Consider the following 18,846-nt stretch of genomic DNA (forward strand, 5'->3'; position numbering starts at 1 on the left):
CTGCGCGTTCATTCCGGACGTGCACGGCACGGTCTAAAAACGAGGGCCTTATGACGAAATTGCGGCAGGCAGGTGACTATCACATGCCGATTGTAGACCGTGGAACGCGGCCCGGAACGGTGCTGCGGATCATTCTGCTCGCCATCGTGCTGACCGCGTCGGCCGTCGGCTTCGTCATTTTCAAAAATCAGCTGGAAAACCAGATCGTCCTCGGCATTCTCGGGGTGCTGGCCATGGTCGGCATTTTCTTCCTGGTGTCCTCGGTGATCGGCTTCATCGAGGTGATGCCGCAGTCGCGCCCGGACGAACTGGCGCGCGCCTTCCTCGACGGTCATCAGGACGGCACGCTGGTGACCGACCGCAAGGGCCGGATCATCTATGCCAATGCAGCCTATGGTGCGCTGACCGGGGCCACCAAGGCCACCGAAATCCAGTCGCTCGAAACCATCCTGTCGCGCAACCGCGAAGCAACCGAGGCGATCTACCGGCTGACCAACGGCCTGCACGAGGGCAAGGCCGGACACGAGGAGTTCCGCTTGTTGAAGCCGCTGCGCTCGAGCGGCGGTTCGGCCGGTTCCGGCGCCCACTGGTTCCGTCTGAAAGCCCGCGTGCTGCCACTCGAGGATGGCGACCGCAACCCGTTCTATATCTGGCAGATTTCCGACATCACCTCGGAGCGCGACGATCAGGAGCGATTCTTCAAGGAATTGCAGAACGCCATCGACTATCTCGACCACGCGCCGGCCGGCTTCTTTTCGGCCGGCAAGAAGGGCGAGATTTTCTACGTCAACGCCACGCTCGCCGATTGGCTTGGCCTGGATTTGACCAAGTTCCAGCCGGGATCGATGACGATCGCCGATCTCGTCGCAGGCGAGGGGCTGGCCCTGGTTCAGTCGGTGCAGGCCGAACCCGGCTTGAAAAAGACCAAGACGCTCGATCTCGATCTGCGCAAGGCCAATGGCCAGAGTTTTGCCGTGCGCATGGTGCACCGGGTTTCCTCGGCGCGCGACGGTGCCCCCGGCGAAAGCCGAACGATCGTACTTGCCCGTTCGAACGACGACGAAAGCGATCAGTCGGCATCGATCGCCGCGATGCGCTTTACCCGCTTCTTCAACAATACGCCGATGGCCATCGCCTCCGTCGATGGCGACGGCCGGATTCTGCGCACCAACGCGCCGTTCCTCAAGCTGTTCTCCGCCGTCGTCTCGCAGGACGATATGGAGCACGGCGCATTGCTGGAAGCTTTCGTTCACAGTACCGACCAGACGCGACTGCGCGATGCGCTGGACGCCGCCAAGGACCGGCAGGGCGACATCGCACCGATCGATTCGCTGCACCCGACCGACGAGGCACGGCATTTCCGCTTCTATGTGCATGCGGTCATCGACCAGAGCGACCAGGCGCCGGAAGAGGCGGCGATCGTCTATGCCGTCGAGATCACCGAGCAGAAGGCACTCGAAACCCAGATGGCGCAGACGCAGAAGATGAATGCGGTCGGCACGCTTGCAGGCGGCATCGCGCATGACTTCAACAATGTGCTGACGGCGATCCTGCTCTCCTCCGACCATCTGCTTTTGTCTGCAAGGCCGTCGGACGCCAGTTTTGCTGATCTGATGGAGATCAAGCGCAACGCCAACCGCGCGGCGGTGCTGGTGCGTCAGCTTCTGGCCTTTTCGCGCAAGCAGACGATGCGGCCGACCGTGCTGTCGATGACCGATGTCCTCGGCGACCTGCGCATGCTGGTCGACCGGATGACCGGCACCAACGTCAAGCTTGAGGTCGATTACGGCCGTGATCTCTGGCCGGTGCGCACCGACCTCGGCCAGTTCGAACAGGTGGTGCTCAATCTGGCCGTCAATGCGCGCGACGCCATGCCCAATGGCGGCGTCATCACCTTGCGCACCCGCAACTTGCCCGCTGCCGAAGTCGCATCGTTCAACGTCCGGGAACTGCCGGAAGATGATTATGTGATGGTTGAGGTGTCCGACCAGGGCACCGGCATTCCGCCGGAAATCCTCGACAAGATCTTCGAACCTTTCTTCACCACAAAGGAGGTCGGCAAGGGTACCGGGCTTGGGCTGTCGATGGTCTACGGCATCATCAAGCAATCCGGCGGCTACATCTATCCGGAATCCGAAGTCGGCAAGGGAACGACGTTCCGTATTCTCCTGCCGCGCTACATCGAAGAGCCGCCATTGCCGGGCGAAGCCGGCGAGGCGCAGGCGGCGGCAGCACTGGCCGCAAAAGCCCCGGCCAAGCCGGAACCGACCGACCTGACCGGAAACTCGGCGGTGGTTCTTTTGGTGGAAGACGAAGAGGCCGTGCGCCGCGGCGGCAAGCGCATGCTGGAAACCCGCGGCTATACGGTGCACGAGGCCGGTTCCGGTGTCGAAGCTCTCGAGGTCATGGCGGAGCTGAACGGCGCCGTCGATATCGTCGTTTCCGATGTCGTCATGCCGGAAATGGATGGGCCGACTTTGCTCAAGGAAATCCGCAAAACCTATCCGGACCTGAAGTTCATCTTCGTCTCCGGTTATGCCGAGGATGCTTTTGCGAGAAATCTGCCGGCCGACGCCAAATTCGGCTTCCTGCCGAAGCCGTTTTCGCTCAAACAGCTTGCCGTCGCCGTGCGGGAAATGCTCGACAGCTGATCTGCAACTGCTGGCCATCGGCAGGATTCGGGATCTGCCGTTCCCGGTTGAGCGCGGCCACCGATCGGCTGATCTCTGTGGCGTTAACCTCGCGCCGGGATATTTTTTGGGCCGGGTTGCTGCTGTCCTAAAAAGGCCTGTTTCGCAATTGCATCTTCAGGTGCCACGCGCTGCGTTTGAGTCTGACAGGTTGTGTGGTCTGTTTGCCCAAACGTAGCGTCCCATCCTCCGATCTTGCGAGCGCTCGAATGAATTCAAAGCTGAGAATTGCTGTTCTCTTTGGTGGCCGTTCTGCCGAACATGATGTTTCTGTTCTGTCTGCGCGCAATGTCTTCAAGGCGCTCGATGCTGAAAAATACGACGTCGTGCCGATTCTGATCGACCGCCAGGGGAAATGGCTTCTGCATCAGCTGCGCGATGGAGCCTTGCCGGATCCGCTGCCAGCCGCGAGTACACAGGTCTGCCTTTTACCCGGGGGCCGTGGCCGCCTTGTCATCGTTCCCGAGGACCAATCCATCCGCGAACTGCCGCCGATCGATATTCTTTTTCCGGTTCTGCATGGGCCGCATGGCGAGGATGGCTCTGTGCAGGGGCTTGCCGAGGTTGCCATGGTGCCGTTTGCCGGGTGCGGAATTCTGGGTTCGGCCACCGCCATCGACAAGGATGTGGCCAAGCGCCTGCTGAACGAAGCCGGATTGCCGGTGGCGCGTTCACTGACTTTCCATCAGGGCGACGCACCCTCATTCGATGACGTCGTCGCGGCGCTGGGATCGACGGTGTTCGTCAAGCCTGCCCGGCAGGGCTCGTCGGTTGGCGTCAGCAGGGCTCAAACGGCAGGCGAATTTCTTGCTGCCCTCGCGGAAGGCTTCCGCCATGATCAGAAAATCCTCGTCGAGGAGTTCATTCAGGGGCGCGAGATCGAATTCAGCATTCTCGAACAGGCCGACGGCACGCTCATCGCCTCTCGTCCAGGAGAAATCACTCCCGCCGGTAGCCACGGCTTCTACAGCTATGATGCCAAATACATCGATCCGGACGGTGCCATTCTCAGCATTCCGGCTCAACTGCCGGATGACGTTGCGCAAAAGCTCAGATCAATGGCGCAAGGGGCTTTCCGGGCGCTCGGATGCGACGGCATGGCCCGCATCGACTTTTTCGTGCGTCCCGACCTCAGCGCCGTCGTCAACGAGGTCAATACGATCCCCGGTTTTACCGATATCAGCATGTATGCCAAGGCTCTGGCCGCCAGCGGAATTGCCTATGCCGACATCATCGACAGGCTGGTCGAACATGGTTTTGCGCGGGCAGGGCGGCAGGGCTGACATTGCGGGGGCTGGCTGCCAGCCCCCGATTTTCGATGGTAGTTTGAATTCAGACCAGAGCGACGGCAATCTCGGCCGCAAGCCGGGCATTGTTCTCGACCAAGGCGATATTGGTTTCGAGGCTGCGGCCGTCGGTCAGGCCGAAAATGCTGTCCAGCAGGTAGGGGGTGACCTTCTTGCCGGAAATCTCGTCGCGCGCGGCATTGTCCAGTGCCCGGGTGATGTAGATTTCCATTTCGTCGCGCGGGATTTCGTTGGCCTCCGGTACCGGATTGGCAATCAGCATGCCGCCATCGACGCCGAGCAGGTCGCGCATCCTCTGGAAATTGGCAATTGCTGCCGGGCTGTTCAGCATCAGCGGGCTCTTCAGGCCGCTGTCGCGCGACCAGAAGGCCGGAAAGATGTCGCTGTCATAGGTGACGACCGGAACGCCGCGCGTTTCCAGAACTTCCAGGGTTTTTGGAATGTCGAGAATGGCTTTTGCGCCGGCGCAGACGACGATGACGCCGGTGCGGGCCAGTTCGTCGAGGTCGGCGGAGATGTCGAAGCTTTCTTCGGCCTTGCGATGCACGCCGCCGATGCCGCCGGTGGCAAACACGCGGATGCCGGCGCGCGCCGCTGCAATCATCGTTGCGGCCACCGTGGTGGCGCCGGTGCGGCGCTCGGCGATCGCAAAGGCGAGATCGGCGCGCGACAGCTTCATGGCGCCTTGCGTCTGCGCCAGCGCTTCCAGCTGGGCATCTTCAAGGCCGATATGCAGGACACCGTCGATGACGGCGATTGTTGCCGGGACGGCACCTTCCTCGCGGATGATCGCTTCGACGCTACGGGCCATGTTGAGATTGCCCGGGAAAGGCATGCCATGGGTGATGATGGTGGATTCCAGCGCGACGATCGCTGCGCCGCGTGCCTTGGCGGCCGCGACTTCGCTGGAATATTCCATCGGCAGAAGGGGGGAGAAGGGCTTGGTCATCGCGGATCCTTGTTTGGCTTTTTAAGGCGCGTTCATGACAGGATTTCGGCTGGCGGCACAAGTCGAATTGCTTCTTTGAGCATTGCCCGCGACATTTTTTCCGATACGGCCAGTGGCGACCGGACGGTGATGCCGGCAGCGGCAACGCCGGAGCGAAGGCATATGTCGAGCGGTTCGCCTTGGACAAATGCCGACAGGAACCCGGCTGCGAGCGAATCGCCAGCGCCCGTGACGTCGGCCAGCGCGTCAAGCTGCGGCGGTGCGACCGTAACGGTTCGCCCGTTCTGAAAGGCGATTGCGGGCTTGCCGCCGCGGGTGATGACGCCGCCGGTCAGGCCGGCCGCCTTGAGCAGAACAGGCCATTCTGCGGCTTCCGCGCTGTCGCGGCCCGTCAGTGCCCGCGCTTCCGCCTCGTTCATGAACAGGAAGGTGAGCCCGGGCAGACTTTGCACCAGCCGCGCGACTTTCGCAGGGGAAATGGCGATGGCGGCGATCGGCTTTGTTCCGGCGTTTGCCCGGGCAACCAGACCGGTCAGCGTCTCTTCGGGCAGGTTGGCATCGGTGACGATCAGATCGCTTGCCGAGATGATTTCGCGCATGGCCTTCTGTTGCAATCGCCTGGGAGAAAACAGCCGGTAAAGCTCCATGTCGGCCAGCGCGATGACCAGATTGCCGTCATTTTCGAGAATGGCCGTGTAGCTTGGCGTCTTGCGATCGAGGAAGATGAAGGGGCAATCGATAACGCCGGCTTCGCTTGCCGCCCTGGCCACCGTCTCGCCGGCGGCATCGCCGCCGCGCGGGCTGATCATGCGAACGTCATGTCCAAGCCGCGCCAGATTGCGGGCCGCGTTGAAGCCGCCGCCGCCGGCCTCCTCGAACCAGCTGCCCGGATTGCTCGATCCCGGCACGGTGGTGCCGAAGATACGGGCCCGGCGGTCGATATGCGCGCCGCCGAAGATGGAAACTTGTCTGCCTGTCATGCGTTTTCCCGTGTGCCGATCCCTGGCGATTCGTTGCGCTATGATGTTGATCCGCTTTTTGTTTCAGTCATTTCCACCGATTGTGGAATCTGTCGAACGAGGCCTGGAACAAGAAAAGAACACGCATCCGTTTATGTTGATAAATCAAGTTCATAGATGGCTCTTGCAAAATGAGAACAAAAAGTGTACATAGCTTTCATCGGCGACTTCATTGCCTCAACAGCTTCCATAACTTAAAGGTGGATCACATGGCACAAAACTCTTTGCGGCTTGTAGAGGACAAATCGGTGGATAAAAGCAAGGCACTTGAAGCGGCACTTTCCCAGATCGAACGTTCGTTCGGCAAGGGATCGATCATGAAGCTCGGTGGAAAAGACAGCATTGTCGAAATCGAAACCGTTTCGACGGGATCGTTGAGCCTGGATATCGCGCTTGGTATCGGCGGACTGCCCAAGGGGCGCGTCATCGAAATCTATGGACCGGAAAGCTCGGGCAAGACGACGCTGGCACTGCAGACCATTGCCGAAGCCCAGAAGAAGGGCGGCATCTGCGCCTTCGTCGATGCGGAACATGCGCTGGATCCGGTCTATGCCCGCAAGCTTGGCGTCGATCTCGAAAACCTGTTGATCTCGCAGCCGGATACCGGCGAACAGGCCCTGGAAATCACCGATACGCTGGTGCGTTCCGGCGCCATCGACGTACTCGTCATCGATTCGGTTGCTGCACTGGTGCCGCGCGCTGAAATCGAAGGCGAAATGGGCGACAGCCTTCCCGGCCTCCAGGCCCGCCTGATGAGCCAGGCGCTGCGCAAGCTGACCGCGTCGATCTCCAAGTCGAACTGCATGGTCATCTTCATCAACCAGATCCGCATGAAGATCGGCGTCATGTTCGGTTCGCCGGAAACGACGACAGGCGGTAACGCCCTGAAGTTCTACGCTTCCGTTCGCCTCGACATCCGCCGTATCGGCGCCGTCAAGGATCGCGAAGAGGTGATCGGCAACCAGACGCGCGTCAAGGTCGTCAAGAACAAGATGGCGCCGCCCTTCAAGCAGGTCGAATTCGACATCATGTATGGCGAAGGCGTGTCGAAGACCGGCGAACTGGTCGATCTCGGCGTCAAGGCTGGCATCGTTGAAAAATCCGGTGCCTGGTTCTCCTATAACAGCCAGCGCCTCGGCCAGGGCCGCGAGAATGCCAAGATGTTCCTGCGCGACAATCCCGATACGGCCAAGGAGATCGAACTGTCGCTGCGCCAGAATGCAGGCTTGATCGCCGAGAAATTCCTTGAGAATGGCGGCCCGGAAGCCGGAGACGAGGATGACGATGCCGCTCTGGCATAAGATCGCTTGATTTTCGACATCATGTTTGCCGGCCGCCCTTTCCAAGGGCGGCCGGTTTTCTTTTGCCGTCTGGACAGGGATTGGCCCTGACGATAAAAGCCTGTGTTCCCATGGGGCGGGAGAGGATCGGCGGATGTCCGGTGATCCGCAATTTTCAAAAGTTTCCGGTTCGCGGTTCGGCCAGGCAGGTCGCGGACGGTCCGATGCAAGAGATAAGGGCGCAATATGAGCGGCGTGAATGAAATCCGGTCGACGTTCCTCGACTACTTCAAGAAGAACGGCCATGAAGTCGTAGCGTCGAGCCCGCTGGTTCCGCGCAACGACCCGACCCTGATGTTCACCAATGCCGGCATGGTGCAATTCAAGAACGTCTTCACCGGCCTTGAGCAGCGCCCCTACTCGACGGCTGCGACCGCGCAGAAATGCGTGCGCGCCGGCGGCAAGCACAACGACCTCGACAATGTCGGTTATACCGCGCGTCACCACACTTTCTTCGAAATGCTCGGCAATTTCTCCTTCGGCGATTATTTCAAGGAGCGGGCGATCGAGCTTGCCTGGAACCTGATCACCAAGGAGTATGGTATCGACGCCAAACGCCTGCTGGTCACCGTCTATCACACGGACGACGAGGCTTTCGGCCTGTGGAAGAAGATTGCCGGCCTGACCGACGACCGGATCATCCGTATTCCCACCAGCGACAATTTCTGGGCGATGGGCGATACCGGTCCATGCGGTCCCTGTTCTGAAATTTTCTACGATCACGGCGATCATATCTGGGGCGGCCCTCCCGGCTCCAAGGATGAAGACGGCGACCGCTTCATCGAAATCTGGAACCTCGTCTTCATGCAGTACGAGCAGGTGACGAAGGAAGAACGGGTCGACCTGCCGCGTCCGTCGATCGATACCGGCATGGGCCTCGAGCGTGTTGCGGCCCTGCTGCAGGGCAAGCATGACAATTACGATATCGACCTTTTCCGCGCGCTGATCGCAGCTTCGGAAGAGGCGACGGGCGTCAAGGCTGAAGGCGATCACCGCGCCAGCCACCGCGTCATTGCCGACCATCTGCGCGCGTCCGCCTTCCTGATTGCCGACGGCGTTCTGCCGTCGAAGGAAGGCCGTGGCTATGTGCTGCGCCGGATCATGCGCCGCGCCATGCGCCATGCGGAGCTGCTGGGCGCCCGTGACCCGTTGATGTGGAGGCTGTTGCCGGCGCTGATCGGCCAGATGGGCCGCGCCTATCCCGAACTTGTCCGGGCGGAATCGCTGATTTCGGAAACGTTGAAGCTGGAAGAGACCCGTTTCCGCAAGACGCTGGAGCGTGGTCTCGGCCTGCTGTCGGATGCAACGACGGATCTGGTCGAAGGTGACCAGCTGAACGGCGATACCGCCTTCAAGCTTTACGACACGTTCGGTTTTCCGCTCGATTTGACGCAGGACGCCTTGCGCGCCCGCGGTATCGGCGTCGATACCGAGGCTTTCACCGCAGCCATGCAACGACAGAAGGCGGAGGCCCGCGCCTCATGGTCCGGTTCCGGCGACAAGGCAACGGAAACGATCTGGTATGAGCTGAAGGAAAAGCTCGGCGCCACCGAATTCCTCGGTTATGACACCGAGACCGCCGAGGGCGTGGTTCAGGCGATCGTTGCCGATGGCAAGGCGATCGAAACCGCGTCGAAGGGGGACACAGTGCAGCTGGTGCTCAACCAGACCCCATTCTACGGCGAGTCCGGCGGCCAGATGGGCGATACCGGCGTCATCTCGACCGATCACGCCAAGCTGACGGTGACCGACGTGCAGAAGCGCGGCGAAGGCCTGTTCGTGCACTCCTGTGTTGTGGAAGACGGAACGGTCAAGGTTGGCGACGCTGCCGCACTCACGGTCGATCACGCCCGACGCTCGCGCCTGCGTGCCAACCATTCGGCCACGCATCTGCTGCATGAAGCGCTGCGCGAAGTGCTGGGAACCCATATTGCCCAGAAGGGCTCACTGGTTGCGCCCGAACGCCTGCGTTTCGACGTCTCGCATCCCAAGCCGATGTCGCCCGAGGAGTTGAAGATCGTCGAGGACATGGCCAACGAGATCATCGTGCAGAACAGCCCGGTGACGACGCGGCTGATGAGCGTCGATGACGCGATTGCCGAGGGTGCGATGGCGCTGTTCGGCGAAAAATACGGCGATGAAGTGCGTGTCGTGTCGATGGGGCAGGGCATCCATGGCGCCAAGGCCAACCGGCCCTACTCCGTCGAGCTCTGCGGCGGCACCCATGTCGGCGCCACCGGCGAGATCGGCCTGGTGCGGATCGTCGGCGAAAGCGCCGTCGGTGCGGGCGTTCGCCGTTTGGAAGCTTTGACCGGGGTGTCGGCACTTGCCTATCTCAACGAACAGGACGAGCGGGTCAAGACCTTGGCAACGACGCTCAAGGTTCAACCGGCCGACGTTCTGACCCGCGTCGAAGCCTTGATGGATGAGCGCCGCAAGCTGGAGCGCGAACTGAACGAGGCGAAGAAGAAGCTGGCGCTCGGCGGCGGCGGCGCCGGTGGTGCTGCCGATCAGATCCAGGATATCGGCGGGGTCAATTTCCTCGGCAAGGTGGTCACCGGCGTCGAGCCGAAGGACCTGAAGAGTCTCGCCGATGACGGCAAGACGAGCCTCGGCTCCGGCGTCGTCACCTTCGTCGGCGTTTCCGCAGACGGCAAGGCGAGCGCCGTTGTTGCGGTGACCGCCGATCTGACGTCGCGGTTTAGCGCCGTCGATCTGGTTCGTGTCGCCTCTGCAGCGCTCGGCGGCAAAGGCGGCGGCGGCCGTGCCGACATGGCGCAGGCCGGTGGCCCGGATGGCAGCAAGGCTGCGGAAGCGATCGATGCTGTTGCTGCGGCACTGGCCGGGTAATCCGGCTTCCGGTTCATGACAGTATTTGAGAAGCCGGGCTGAAAAGCCCGGTTTTTCTTTGCCCAATCGTTTTTTCTCCTGCTCAAATCGTGCGCGCCAACTCCGCAGGATTTGTCAAATGCGGATGTGGTTCTGTCTGGTTGTTCGGCTTGTATGAGGATCGGCATGAAGGAAGACAGCATCTGGGCGGTTTACGAGCAGCGTCTGCGGCGCGTATCGGCCTATATTCACGATCACCTGGACGAGGAGCTCGATCTCGATCGGCTCTCGGATATTGCGTGCCTATCGCCGCATCATTGGCACCGGATCTACCGGGCCCCGTGCACGGCGAGACGCTGGCGGCGACCGTCAAGCGGTTGCGGCTGCACCGGGCGGCGGGTGATCTGGTGCGCACCCCTCTTTCTGTCGAGGAAATCGCAAGACGGACCGGCTATCCCAATCTCCAATCCTTCAACAGGATTTTCAAATCGGTGTTCGGCATACCACCGGCCCGCTACCGGAGAGAGGGCAGCCACACGGTCTTTCAATCGGCAAACGGCAAAGGATTTGGCGACATGTATCCTGTTACGATGATAACGATTTTCCCCCGTGAACTGGTCGGGGTCAGCCATACCGGCTCCTATATGGGCATTGGCCGGGCTTTCGAAACGCTGGGCGGCACGCTACAGGCGCGCGGGCTCTACAGGCCGGTGATGAAGATGGTCGGCCTCTATCTGGACGACCCGGATCTGGTGGCGGAGGACAAGCTGCGTTCGTTTGCCTGCGTGACCGAAGGCGAGCATGTGCCGGCGGACGAGCCGCTGGTTCGACAGCATCTGGATGGCGGCGACTATGCGGTCCTGCGCCACAAGGGGCCCTACGCCGACATGCACAAGGCCTATCAGTGGCTCTATGGCACATGGCTGCCGCAATCGGGCCGGGAAGTCCGCGATACCGTGATGTTCGAGGAATATGTCAACAACCCGCGAGATGCCGCACCGACGGGCCTGTTGACCGACATTCATCTGCCGTTGAAATAGCAGTTAGCAGGACCCGGCGTTGAAATCGCGATGCCGGGTATTCTATTTCATGAGCTGGCTAATGAAATTCGGCTGGTTGAAGCGCGGGGATTACTTTTTAAGGACACCCCAATGCACAAGCCCCTCGAGCACGCCATCGGCGACGGAACCCTGGGCGCTGTAGATCTCCGGCCGATGCTCCGCGATGGCCTTCAATTCTGCCAAAGCATTGGATACGACGATACCGCGCACGCCCGGCAGTTCGAACATGCTGCGGTCGTTGTTGGTATCGCCGGCCACCACGACATCGTCATGCGACAGGCCAAGCTGGCGGCAGAGCCAGGAGACGGCGGCCCCCTTGTCGACGCCGTCGGGCAAGATGTCGAGATCGCGGTTGCTGGAATAGACCAGGCGCGCGGCAATGCCAGCGCTCGCCAGCCGTTCCTCGATGCCAGCCAGGGTTACCGCATCGGCGTCCATCAGATACCAGCTGGATTTCTGCGCATGCTGGTAGGCGTCGGGCTGGACGGCGATGCCGGTGATACCGGCAAGCGCCTTGGCAATTCTCTCACGGTCGAAACCCGCTCCGATGGAGCTGGAATAGGCCGGGCCATGGGACGGTTCCTTTTCGTGGTCGAGCATCGTGCCGACGCCGCCAATATAGACATCCGGCCTCGGTAATGCCGTCGTGGCGACAAAGGCCTTCTGATCGGCGATCAGCCGGCCGCTGTTGAGCACCAGAAGCGGCCGCTCGTCCGGGCTGAGGCTTTGCCATGCCTGACCAAATCTTGCCTCTGCATCCGTGTTTCCTGCCAGCGTCCCGTCTATGTCGCTGCAGAACAGCCGGACGCGCTTCAATCTCCATCCGTCCATGGTTCCGCCCATTCGTTGTCATCCATTGCCTGCGGCATCGGCCGTCCTTCGACGACGCCGATCAGCTGCTGGGCAATGCCGGTCCAGGTAAACAGACTGCGGGCCTTATGAGCGCCCATGCGCGACAGGCGGCCGTAGAGCCGCTCGTGCTTCAGCGGCTTCATCATGGTGATGCCCAGGTCGTATTTGTCGAACGGATCGGCAAACAGCGCGTGGCGGCCATAACTGACGGCGCGGAACAATCCGCCATGAATGGTGATGATAGTCGGCGTGCCGCTGGCCATCGCTTCAATCGCCGTCATACCGAACGGCTCATAGCGGCTCGACAGCACGAAAATATCGGCGGCGCGGTAAAAATCCGGCAGGTCGTCGTCGGCCACGAAACCGGAAAAGACGACTTTGTCCTCAAGGCCCAGCGAGGCTACGCGCGCCTTCAGCTCGGCGAGAATGCCTGCCTCCTGTGGGTCCATATTTTCGCCGCCGACGGCCAGGTGCAGCCGCGCTTCCGGCACACGCTCGGCCAACACCGAAAAGCCGTCGATCAGGAGGTCGTAGCCCTTGTTGGTGGCCAGACGCCCCATAGCCATCACAACCTTGCCCTCGAAACCAAAGCGCTGGCGGGCCATTTCGCGCGTTGCCCTCGATACGGGGAAGAAGCGGTTGTCGTCGTAGCCGGGCGGGATCATGTGCACCCGGTCGCGCGGCAGATTATAGTCGTTGACCAGCATTTCCACCTGAATCGGCGTCGTGGCAATCACCATGCTGCAGGAGCGGTAGATGATCAGCTCATGCTTGATGCGTTCGGAAAAGTTGAATTCCTTGTCGAACTCGGCCGCCTTGTCCGGATAATCCGTCTCCATCTGGCTCTTTTTCCACATGCCCAGCGAATGCGGCGTGTGGATATGCGTAACGGCAAGCGCTTCGGACAACCGTTGTCCGGCAATGCCGGCGTCCCAGTAGTGGCTGTTGATCAGCGTGTAGGTAAAATTGTTCTTGCGAATGAAGCGCACAGCGTTTTCGCACCATTCCATTAGGTGCCTATAGAGATATTCCTTCGGAATGAAGTCATTGCCGCCGCAGGGGATGCGAATGACGCGGACGCGGTCATCGACTTCGTCGAATTCCGGCTGGTCCTCGAACCGGCGCGTGTAGATATCGACCTGATGACCGAGCAGCGCCAGCTTGCGGGCGAGTTCGATGACATAGACGACCTGACCGCCCGTGTCGGCAGCGCCAAGCGGTGGTTCCGCGGCGACATATCCATGCGTTGAAACCAGCGCGATGCGCGGAAGAAGCGGTTGGGTTCTCTCGGTAGAAACAGTCATTTAAAAAGGTTCACGATCTTTTGGGAGGTGAAGCATGCAGCGCAGCATGCAAGGGTCTCACATCGCGAACGGGCGAAGCATAAGAAGGTTCCATAAAAAAACCCGGCACGGTGGCCGGGTTATCTGTTGATGACTCTGTGTGTGCTTAGGCAGCCATTGCCTTCTTCAGGTTCTCGTCGATCTTATCGAGGAAGCCGGTGGTGGAAAGCCATGGCTGGTCGGGGCCGATCAGCAGCGCCAGATCCTTGGTCATGAAGCCGCTTTCGACCGTGTCGACGCAGACCTTTTCCAGCGTGTCGGAGAACTTTGCCAACTCAGTGTTGTTGTCGAGCTTGGCGCGGTGGGCAAGGCCACGCGTCCAGGCGAAGATCGAGGCGATGGAGTTGGTCGAGGTTTCCTCGCCCTTCTGGTGCTGGCGGTAGTGGCGCGTCACCGTGCCGTGGGCGGCTTCGGCTTCGACCGTCTGGCCATCCGGCGTCATCAGAACCGAGGTCATCAGGCCGAGCGAACCAAAGCCCTGGGCCACGATGTCGGACTGGACGTCGCCGTCGTAGTTCTTGCAGGCCCAGACGTAACCGCCGGACCACTTGAGCGCCGAAGCGACCATGTCGTCGATCAGGCGGTGTTCGTACCAGATCTTGGCTTCCTTGAATTTGTCCGCGAATTCGGCGTCGAAGACAGCCTGGAAAATATCCTTGAAGCGGCCATCATAGACCTTGAGGATGGTATTCTTGGTCGACAGATAGACCGGAACGCCGCGCTGCAGGCCGTAGTTCAGCGATGCGCGGGCGAAATCGGTGATCGATTCGTCGAGGTTGTACATGCCCATGGCAACGCCGGCGGCCGGCGCGTCGTAGACTTCGTGCTCGATTTCCGTGCCGTCTTCGCCGACGAACTTCATCGTCAGCTTGCCCTTGCCGGGGAATTTGAAGTCGGTGGCGCGGTACTGGTCGCCGAAGGCGTGACGGCCGACGATGATCGGCTTGGTCCAGCCGGGAACAAGCCGGGGCACGTTCTTGCAGATGATTGGTTCGCGGAAGATGACGCCGCCCAGAATGTTGCGGATCGTGCCGTTCGGCGACTTCCACATCTTCTTCAGGCCGAATTCCTCGACGCGCTGTTCGTCCGGGGTGATGGTCGCGCACTTGACGCCGACGCCGTGCTTCTTGATGGCGTTGGCGCTGTCGATCGTCACCTGATCGTTTGTCGCATCGCGGTTTTCCATGCCAAGGTCGTAATATTCCAGATCGATATCCAGATAGGGATGGATCAGCTTTTCCTTGATGAACTGCCAGATGATGCGGGTCATTTCATCGCCGTCGAGCTCGACGACCGGATTGGCGACCTTGATCTTTGTCATGTTGCAAACCTCTGCATGGGGTTGGATGGAGAAGGGTTTGCGCCCCTATAGCATCCAGTTCACCACAGGCAAAGACATACGCGCGCGATTCCGCCTGCGTTGCCTGCCGATTGCAAAACCTCTGTTCAATGGCCCCGGACGGAGCGCGGAAAATCTGCAGCGCGCGGTTTTGCATAGCGTCTGTCCTCGCGGACAAGAATGCTGTCCGCATCGAGCGCGGCAATCGGTGTATGGCGATCAGTTGGCACGAGCCCCTCGACTTGCAGCGCCAGATAGCGGCCGCAGCAAACCCTCAGGAAGGATGTGAAATTCTCCGGCGGATGGCCTTCGCCGAGCGATTCGACATAGAGCCGGCCAATCAGACGGCCAACCGACATGCCGTCGCGGCCGCCGATATCGTCCAGAATGGACCAGAAGAAGCTTTCAAGCCTGATGCTTGTCGCTACCCCGTCGATCCGCACCGAGCGGGTGACACTTTGCCAGAGCGCCGGGTCGGCGCCGATGAATAGCCTGCACATCCGTTCCTCCCAGAACTCCGGCCTGAAGTGTTCACCCTTCGGTGCGGTTTGGCAAGGCCGCTGTCAGGCGGCTGATCTTGTCAACGGCTTGCTGTGGCGGATTTCCGTGCCGAGCACTGTCAGAAACTGGCCGATCCAGGCGGGGTGGGCGGGCCAAGCGGGTGCCGACACCAGATTGCCGTCGGTGACTGCCTGGTCCACCGGGATATCCGCATAATGTCCACCGGCAAGCTCGACGTCGAAACGGCAGGCGGGGTAGGCAGAGCAGGTGCGTCCCTTCAGCACGCCGGCCGCCGACAGCAATTGCGCACCATGGCAGATCGCCGCCACCGGTTTGCCTGCGTCGAAGAAGTGTCGAACCATGGCGATGACGTTGGCATCGAGCCGCAGATATTCCGGTGCGCGGCCGCCTGGGATAACCAGCGCGTCGTAGCTTTCGACCTTGGTTTCGGCGAAGGTCGCGTTCAGGGTGAAATTGTGGCCGCGTTTTTCCGAATAGGTCTGGTCGCCCTCGAAATCATGGATGGCCGTGGCGATCTGCTGGCCGGCCGCCTTGCCGGGGCAGATCGCGTGAACCGTATGCCCTACCGCGAGCAGCGCCTGGAACGGCACCATCGTCTCGTAGTCCTCGGTGAAATCGCCGCAGATCATCAGAATTTTCTTGCCGCCCATCATATCCTCCATCGGGTTGCGTCGGCAGGCAGGATGCCACGGGCGTTGCCCTGCCGGGTATTAGCCGGATACTACATTGCTGCTGGTGGGCGAGGGGCTCTGCCGCTCATTCCGGCCTCGCCTGACGCTCAGAAAATGGTTATGACCAACCGAACATGGTGTGGCGCCGGCAGACCAGCTGCGCCTTAAATTGGAGATGGTCGATGAAACGGTTGATGCTTGTTGTTCTTGCCTGCGCGGCCTTTTCGACGGCGCAGGCGGCGGACCCGGCGGCCCCCGTCAACGAGATCATGCAGGAGGCGGTCAAGGGCTGGGCGGAAGAGGCGCAATCCGGCGAGGACTATTTCTCTAAGGCACGACTGGGCCGCATCTATAGCCAGGATTTCGCCAAGACCTACCGTGAGGCGGCAAAATTCCCGGCCTATGACGAAGGCGATTCGCCCTTTGACTATGATGTGATTGTCAGCGGTCAGGATAGCTGCTCGATCAAGGACCTGTCCATCATCGCTGGTCCGGAGGCGGATGGTAAAAGCGACGTGAAGGTCACTTTCGACAATAGCCATTGTTTTGGCGAGCGCGCGAGCGACTGGAAACCGAGCGAACTGCATTTCATGGTGATCGAGGAGGGCGGCAAAGCTGTCATCGACGATATTGTCCGGACGGGCGAAACAGGCTCGCTCAAGGGGGAATTGCAGGGGATCGCCAGCCAGGGCGTCACCAATCCGCAATAGGCCGTCGCGGGTTGCGGCTTTCAAAATCCGCGCATCTATGCAAGGAAGCGCTGAAATCCAGGCGCTGAAACAGAGACGAAAGTACCGGAATGGCAGGAACCAACAGCGAGCGCGTACTTCTCACCGAAGGACCGGCGATCATTCTGGTGCATCCGCAGCTTGGCGAGAACATCGGCATGGTGGCGCGGGCCATGGCCAATTTCGGTCTTTCCGAGTTGCGGCTGGTCAGCCCGCGCGATGGCTGGCCAAGCGAAAAGGCCCGCTCTGCCGCAAGCCGGGCCGATCATGTGATCGACGCGGCCAAGGTCTATGAGACCGTGCCGGAAGCGATCGCCGACCTGAATTTCGTCTATGCGACAACCGCACGCGACCGTTACGGCTACAAGCCGGTGCGTTCGCCGCTGGTCGCCGCCGAGACGCTGCGCAGCCGCTTCAACATGGGCGAGGTGACCGGCATCCTGTTCGGCCGCGAGCGTACCGGGCTCACCAACGAAGAGGTGGCGCTCGCCGACGAGATCGTCACCTTCCCGGTCAACCCGGCCTTTGCCTCACTCAATCTGGCGCAGGCGGTTCTTCTGATGTCCTACGAATGGCTGAAGACATCCATGGAATCGAGGGAGGAAACCTCCTTCCAGGCATTGCCGCAGAACCCGGCGACCAAGGACCAGTTGCAGGGACTGTTCGATCATGTCGAGGAGGCGCTGGAGGCGCGCGGGTACTTCCGGCCGGTCGCCAAAAAGCCGAAATTGGTCGACAATTTGCGTGCAGTCCTGACCCGCCCTGGCTTTACCGAATCTGAAATCCGTCTGGTGCGCGGCGTCATCTCGTCGCTCGACCGTTTCACCCGCGAGGCGCCGCGCGGTACCGGAGCGCCGGAAAATTCGCGCGCGAACAAGGTTGACGACGCCGGTGACGATACCTGAGCTAAAACCCATCCTGGTTTTCGACAGCGGCATCGGCGGGCTGACCGTGCTGCGCGAAGCGCGCGTGCTGATGCCGGAGCGGCATTTTATCTACATCGCCGATGATGCCGGCTTTCCCTATGGCGGCTGGGAAGAGGAAGCGCTGAAGCAGCGCGTCATCTCGCTGTTTGCCAGATTGCTCACCGAGCACGATCCCGAAATCTGCGTTATCGCCTGCAATACAGCCTTCACGCTGGTCGGCGCCGATCTGCGCGCGGCCTTCCCCGGGATGCGCTTCGTCGGCACGGTACCGGCGATCAAGCCTGCGGCGGAGCGGACGCGCTCCGGCCTCGTTTCGGTGCTGGCAACGCCCGGCACCGTCAAGCGCGCCTATACCCGCGATCTCATCCAGTCTTTCGCTACGCAATGCCATGTCCGCCTCGTCGGCTCGGAAAACCTGGCACGCATGGCGGAAGCCTATATTCGCGGTGAGCCGATCGAGGACGCGGCGGTTCTATCCGAGATCGAGCAGTGTTTTGTCGAGAAGGATGGCAGGAAGACCGACATCGTCGTGCTGGCCTGCACGCATTATCCCTTTATGGCCAATGTCTTTCGCCGCCTGGCACCCTGGCCGGTGGATTGGCTCGATCCGGCCGAGGCGATTGCCCGCCGCGCGCGCAGCCTCGTGCCTCTGCCGGATGGTTTTGAGCCCTTGAACGGCATCGATCCGGCTATCTTCACGTCGGGGCACCCGGACTTTACTACACGCCGACTGCTGCAAGGATTTGGGCTGACTGTGTCGTAGGCCATCTGACGTGATGCAGATCGTGCCGATAACGCCTGACTTTGATGGATTCGCAGCCTTGCGGGAGGCAAGCGTTGCCGAGGGGCAGCGCATGCTTGCCCGGTTGCAGGAAAACTGGATGTCCGGCCTCAACCGGTTCGATCGCCCAGGCGAAATCCTTGCCGGGGCGATTGTTGATGGCGTGCTTGCTGGTGTCTGCGGCCGCAATGTCGATCCGTTCGCCGGTAATGCGGCTGCGGGCCGCGTTCGACATCTTTATGTGGCACCGGTTCATCGGGGCAAGAGTATCGGCAGCCAGCTGGTCCGCTTCATTGTCAGGGATGCAGCCGATTTCTTCCGGTTTTTGAACACAAGAGCGCCGCCGCAGGCGTTCGAATTCTACGAGCGCCTCGGATTTTCGCCGGTTCTGGAAAACAGCACAGTCACGCACAGGCTTTATTTCTGAAGATCGGCTGTCTTAGCTGTGGGTTTTGCTGCGATTGGCGCCCCACACAGGCGGTTTGGTGG

At 60.8% G+C, this 18,846-nt stretch carries 15 protein-coding genes and 1 pseudogene; 9 read left to right on the plus strand and 7 right to left on the minus strand.

From position 1 onward, the window contains the following. Window positions 1–50 precede the first annotated feature (50 nt). Both cckA and ACP7BS_RS03825 read left to right on the plus strand, forming a co-directional pair. Window positions 51–2,651, plus strand: a complete 2,601-nt coding sequence (gene cckA, locus ACP7BS_RS03820; protein ID WP_426236214.1) for a cell cycle histidine kinase CckA — start codon at window positions 51–53, stop codon at window positions 2,649–2,651. A 248-nt stretch (window positions 2,652–2,899) separates the two neighbouring features. Continuing rightward, complete coding sequence (locus tag ACP7BS_RS03825; protein WP_426236216.1) at window positions 2,900–3,973, plus strand: D-alanine--D-alanine ligase family protein; 1,074 nt, start codon at window positions 2,900–2,902, stop codon at window positions 3,971–3,973. A gap of 49 nt (window positions 3,974–4,022) precedes the next feature. On the opposite strand, the gene ACP7BS_RS03830 is transcribed toward ACP7BS_RS03825, so the two are convergent. Continuing rightward, window positions 4,023–4,946: a pseudouridine-5'-phosphate glycosidase gene (locus tag ACP7BS_RS03830; RefSeq protein WP_426236217.1), complete on the minus strand. Its 924-nt coding sequence runs from the start codon at window positions 4,944–4,946 to the stop codon at window positions 4,023–4,025. A 32-nt stretch (window positions 4,947–4,978) separates the two neighbouring features. Continuing rightward, on the minus strand, window positions 4,979–5,926 hold the full coding sequence (locus tag ACP7BS_RS03835; RefSeq protein ID WP_426236219.1) for a carbohydrate kinase family protein: 948 nt from the start codon (window positions 5,924–5,926) through the stop codon (window positions 4,979–4,981). A 248-nt stretch (window positions 5,927–6,174) separates the two neighbouring features. Here ACP7BS_RS03835 and recA point away from each other — a divergent pair, with 248 nt between their 5' ends. From recA to ACP7BS_RS03850, 3 genes and pseudogenes are all read left to right on the plus strand, one after another. Next, window positions 6,175–7,266 carry a recombinase RecA gene (gene recA / locus ACP7BS_RS03840; RefSeq protein WP_113318207.1) on the plus strand — a complete coding sequence of 364 codons (1,092 nt, stop codon included), beginning with the start codon at window positions 6,175–6,177 and terminating at the stop codon, window positions 7,264–7,266. Window positions 7,267–7,491: 225 nt separating this feature from the next. Beyond that, window positions 7,492–10,155 carry an alanine--tRNA ligase gene (gene alaS / locus ACP7BS_RS03845; protein WP_426236221.1) on the plus strand — a complete coding sequence of 888 codons (2,664 nt, stop codon included), beginning with the start codon at window positions 7,492–7,494 and terminating at the stop codon, window positions 10,153–10,155. A gap of 165 nt (window positions 10,156–10,320) precedes the next feature. Further along, window positions 10,321–11,174: pseudogene (locus ACP7BS_RS03850) on the plus strand (AraC family transcriptional regulator). Between the two features lie 90 nt (window positions 11,175–11,264). Here ACP7BS_RS03850 and ACP7BS_RS03855 read toward each other — a convergent pair. From ACP7BS_RS03855 to ACP7BS_RS03875, 5 genes are all read right to left on the minus strand, one after another. Next, window positions 11,265–12,038 carry an HAD-IIB family hydrolase gene (locus ACP7BS_RS03855; RefSeq protein WP_426236223.1) on the minus strand — a complete coding sequence of 258 codons (774 nt, stop codon included), beginning with the start codon at window positions 12,036–12,038 and terminating at the stop codon, window positions 11,265–11,267. Continuing rightward, window positions 12,008–13,351, minus strand: coding sequence for a glycosyltransferase family 4 protein (locus tag ACP7BS_RS03860; RefSeq protein ID WP_426236225.1), 1,344 nt, complete (start codon window positions 13,349–13,351; stop codon window positions 12,008–12,010). The genes ACP7BS_RS03855 and ACP7BS_RS03860 overlap by 31 nt, the downstream gene beginning before the upstream one ends. Before the next feature lie 145 nt (window positions 13,352–13,496). Continuing rightward, complete coding sequence (locus tag ACP7BS_RS03865) at window positions 13,497–14,711, minus strand: NADP-dependent isocitrate dehydrogenase (protein ID WP_426236227.1); 1,215 nt, start codon at window positions 14,709–14,711, stop codon at window positions 13,497–13,499. 125 nt (window positions 14,712–14,836) lie between these two features. Next, window positions 14,837–15,229, minus strand: a complete 393-nt coding sequence (locus ACP7BS_RS03870; protein WP_426236229.1) for a ribbon-helix-helix domain-containing protein — start codon at window positions 15,227–15,229, stop codon at window positions 14,837–14,839. A gap of 63 nt (window positions 15,230–15,292) precedes the next feature. Then, on the minus strand, window positions 15,293–15,901 hold the full coding sequence (locus ACP7BS_RS03875) for a DJ-1/PfpI family protein (RefSeq protein ID WP_426236231.1): 609 nt from the start codon (window positions 15,899–15,901) through the stop codon (window positions 15,293–15,295). 203 nt (window positions 15,902–16,104) lie between these two features. Between ACP7BS_RS03875 and ACP7BS_RS03880 the strand changes: the two genes are divergently transcribed. From ACP7BS_RS03880 to ACP7BS_RS03895, 4 genes are all read left to right on the plus strand, one after another. Beyond that, a complete protein-coding gene (locus ACP7BS_RS03880; protein ID WP_426228249.1) occupies window positions 16,105–16,632 on the plus strand; it encodes a hypothetical protein in 528 nt (175 codons plus the stop codon). 89 nt (window positions 16,633–16,721) lie between these two features. After that, a complete protein-coding gene (locus ACP7BS_RS03885; RefSeq protein WP_426236233.1) occupies window positions 16,722–17,555 on the plus strand; it encodes an RNA methyltransferase in 834 nt (277 codons plus the stop codon). Then, the gene (gene murI, locus ACP7BS_RS03890; RefSeq protein ID WP_426236235.1) at window positions 17,542–18,339 is read left to right on the plus strand and encodes a glutamate racemase; all 798 of its coding nucleotides are present in this window, start codon (window positions 17,542–17,544) and stop codon (window positions 18,337–18,339) included. The genes ACP7BS_RS03885 and murI overlap by 14 nt, the downstream gene beginning before the upstream one ends. Before the next feature lie 58 nt (window positions 18,340–18,397). After that, window positions 18,398–18,784: a GNAT family N-acetyltransferase gene (locus ACP7BS_RS03895; RefSeq protein WP_426236236.1), complete on the plus strand. Its 387-nt coding sequence runs from the start codon at window positions 18,398–18,400 to the stop codon at window positions 18,782–18,784. The last annotated feature ends 62 nt before the right edge of the window (window positions 18,785–18,846 follow it).

The sequence above is a fragment of the Pararhizobium sp. DWP1-1-3 genome, from assembly GCF_049896125.1.
Classification (GTDB): Bacteria; Pseudomonadota; Alphaproteobacteria; order Rhizobiales; family Rhizobiaceae; genus Pararhizobium.

Coding starts and splice junctions, on each gene's coding strand:
- cckA (WP_426236214.1), top strand. CDS start 51: ATGACGAAATTGCGGCAGGCAGGTGACTATCACATGCCGATTGTAGAC.
- ACP7BS_RS03825 (WP_426236216.1), top strand. CDS start 2,900: ATGAATTCAAAGCTGAGAATTGCTGTTCTCTTTGGTGGCCGTTCTGCC.
- ACP7BS_RS03830 (WP_426236217.1), bottom strand. CDS start 4,946: ATGACCAAGCCCTTCTCCCCCCTTCTGCCGATGGAATATTCCAGCGAA.
- ACP7BS_RS03835 (WP_426236219.1), bottom strand. CDS start 5,926: ATGACAGGCAGACAAGTTTCCATCTTCGGCGGCGCGCATATCGACCGC.
- recA (WP_113318207.1), top strand. CDS start 6,175: ATGGCACAAAACTCTTTGCGGCTTGTAGAGGACAAATCGGTGGATAAA.
- alaS (WP_426236221.1), top strand. CDS start 7,492: ATGAGCGGCGTGAATGAAATCCGGTCGACGTTCCTCGACTACTTCAAG.
- ACP7BS_RS03855 (WP_426236223.1), bottom strand. CDS start 12,038: ATGGGCGGAACCATGGACGGATGGAGATTGAAGCGCGTCCGGCTGTTC.
- ACP7BS_RS03860 (WP_426236225.1), bottom strand. CDS start 13,351: ATGACTGTTTCTACCGAGAGAACCCAACCGCTTCTTCCGCGCATCGCG.
- ACP7BS_RS03865 (WP_426236227.1), bottom strand. CDS start 14,711: ATGACAAAGATCAAGGTCGCCAATCCGGTCGTCGAGCTCGACGGCGAT.
- ACP7BS_RS03870 (WP_426236229.1), bottom strand. CDS start 15,229: ATGTGCAGGCTATTCATCGGCGCCGACCCGGCGCTCTGGCAAAGTGTC.
- ACP7BS_RS03875 (WP_426236231.1), bottom strand. CDS start 15,901: ATGGGCGGCAAGAAAATTCTGATGATCTGCGGCGATTTCACCGAGGAC.
- ACP7BS_RS03880 (WP_426228249.1), top strand. CDS start 16,105: ATGAAACGGTTGATGCTTGTTGTTCTTGCCTGCGCGGCCTTTTCGACG.
- ACP7BS_RS03885 (WP_426236233.1), top strand. CDS start 16,722: ATGGCAGGAACCAACAGCGAGCGCGTACTTCTCACCGAAGGACCGGCG.